Source organism: Streptomyces sp. NPDC060205, assembly GCF_042728395.1.
Lineage (GTDB): Bacteria > Actinomycetota > Actinomycetes > Streptomycetales > Streptomycetaceae > Streptomyces.
Genome location: NZ_JBHWZP010000593.1, coordinates 1 through 2,554 on the forward strand (window position 1 = coordinate 1; position 2,554 = coordinate 2,554).

Consider the following 2,554-nt stretch of genomic DNA (forward strand, 5'->3'; position numbering starts at 1 on the left):
GCCGCGGACCGCACACCGCGGTCCGCGGCGAGCCGTCGGCGTGTGCGGCACCCTCGGAGAGCGCGCGGAGAACCCTCAGAGCGCCGTCGGGCCGGCCTGCACCAGGCCCGTCTGATAGGCGATGACCACCAGTTGGGCCCGGTCCCTGGCACCCAGCTTCGTCATGGCCCGGTGGACATGGGTGCGTACGGTCAGCGGACTGACCGTGAGGTCCTCGGCGATCTCGGTGTTGGACTTGCCCTCCGCCGCCAGGGCCATCACCTCGCGTTCGCGGACCGTGAGTTCGGCCAGGCGTTCCGGGGGCGCCAGATGACCCCCGGGCGCGGGGGACGTGAGGAAGCGGGTGATGAGCGTGCGGGTGGCGCCCGGTGACAGCAGGGCCTCGCCGGACGCCACGGTTCTCAGCCCGTCCAGCAGGGTGTCGGCCGTGACGTCCTTGCCGAGGAACCCGCTGGCCCCCGCGCGCAGCGCCTGGGCGACGTAGTCCTCGGTCTCGAACGTGGTGAGGATGAGGACGCGGGTGGCGGACAGTTCCGGGTCAGCGCAGATCTCGGACGTGGCCGTGAGTCCGTCCGCGCCCGGCATCCGGATGTCCATGAGGACGATGTCGGGGTGGTGGGCGCGGGTCAGGTCCACCGCCTCCACGCCGTCGGAGGCCTCGCCGACCACCGTCATGTCGTCGCAGGAATCGATCAGGATCCGGAACGTGGCCCGCAGCAGGGCCTGGTCGTCGGCGAGCAGCACCTTGATGCTCATGGCTTCTCTCCTTCTGCGGGATCGACGCGAGCGGACCGGTCGGAGGCCGTGGAGTGCGAGGAGGGCGTGGAGTTCGTGGAGTGCGAGGGGGCCGTGGAGGGCGAGGAGGTCAGGGAGGTGAAGGAGGCGAAACAGCTGGAGCACATGGTGGACATCGTGGACTTCCGCGCGTCGGCGGTGCCGGAGGCGGCGGAGGTGTCGGCCGCGGGGGCGGTACCGGCCGCCGCGGGGGTGCCGGCCGCCGCGGAGGCCTCCTCGGCCGCGCGCGGCACCCCGGTCCCGCCCGTCATCAGCGGCTGCAGCGGCAGCGCCGTGGCGACCTCGAAGCCGCCTTCCGGGCGGGGGCCCGCTCGCAGCTCCCCGCCGATGGACCGGGCGCGTTCGCGCATGCCCATGACCCCGAAACCCCGGCCCGGCCCGACGGCCGGGGCAGCCTCGCCGGCCCTGACCGCGGTGGCAGCCCCGACCGCTGTGGCAGCCGTGGCCGCAGAGGGAGCCGTACCCCCGGCGGGAACCGTGCTCCCCGCGGGAGCCGTCACCCCCGCGCGCCCCGTGGCGGCCGCCGCCGCGGGACCGTCGTTGGTGACCGTGATCAGCAGCCGGGAGTCGGCGTAACCGAGCCGCACGTGCGCGTTCTCCGAGGCGGCGTGCTTGGTCACATTGGTCAGCGCCTCCTGCACGATCCGGAACGCCGTGAGGTCCACCCCCGGCGAGAGCGGCTGGGGCACGCCCTCCGTGGTCACCGCGACGGCGACCCCGGCGGACGCGCACGCCGCCACCAGATCGGGCAGACAGTGCAGACCGGGGGACGGTTCGAGCGAGGGGGAGGCCGGGTCGTCGCTCTGGCGCAGCAGTCCGAGCGTGGCCTTCAGCTCGCGCAGCGCCGACGACGTGGTTCCGGTCAGATCGGTGAGGATCTTCCGCGACTGCTCGGGGTTGCTGAGCGCGAGGTGGGCGGCGGTGCCGGCCTGCGCGTTGGCCAGGGCCAGATGGTGGGCGACGACGTCGTGCAGTTCACGGGCGATCCGCATGCGCTCCTCGGTGACGCGCAGCCGCGCCTCCTCCTCCCGGGTGCGCTCGGCGTGTTCGGCGCGGGCCTGCACGGCCGCGAGGTAGGCGCGCCGCAGCCGGGTCATGTTGCCCACGGCGATCGGCAGCATCAGCCAGAACACCGGCCCGATCACCCTGAGCAGCAGGGAGTGCGAGCCCAGGGAACTGGACGTCACCGAGCCGGCCGTCAGCGCCACCATGACCGTGCCCCCGTAGACGCGGGTGGTCTTCCGGTCGCAGAAGACGGCCAGCCAGTAGAGCGCCGCCATCACCGGGGCCAGCAGCAGGGGGGTGACCAGGTACCCCAGGTCGACCGCGATCACCGTGCAGACCGTGATCACGACGACGGTGATCCGCGGGTACTTGCGGTACCGCAGCAGGGCCAGGCAGGACACGCCCATGAGGACGGTCCCGGCGCTGTCGTGGTCGGGCGGGACGACGCCGGGCAGCGTGATCGAGCTGCCGAGGGTCGCGGAACCCATCAGTCCCGCGGCCAGGGCCACGTCGATCACGCGGGGATGGCGGTCCGCGTACTGCTCGAAGCGGTCCGTGTAGCGCTCCAGGCTGGTGGACATCGGGCTCTCCGGTTGGCTGGACTGATCCTTCGTGCTGCGTCGTCCATCGTGGACGGTCAGGGGTGGGAACGGCCGACGGGGCCGCCCCGGGGGGTCGGCCCCGGCGGCCCCCGGCCGGGGGGGGGGGGGGGGGGGCCCACGTGGGGGGCCCAAACACGGGGGGCCGGTGGGAA

General features: G+C 73.6%; 2 protein-coding genes. Both read right to left on the reverse strand.

The window, feature by feature from the left end:
* Positions 1-75: 75 nt before the first annotated feature.
* Complete coding sequence (locus ACFWGJ_RS43275; protein ID WP_387334471.1) at positions 76-756, reverse strand: response regulator; 681 nt, start codon at positions 754-756, stop codon at positions 76-78.
* Complete coding sequence (locus ACFWGJ_RS43280; protein ID WP_387334472.1) at positions 753-2,381, reverse strand: sensor histidine kinase; 1,629 nt, start codon at positions 2,379-2,381, stop codon at positions 753-755. The genes ACFWGJ_RS43275 and ACFWGJ_RS43280 overlap by 4 nt, the downstream gene beginning before the upstream one ends.
* Positions 2,382-2,554: the final 173 nt, after the last annotated feature.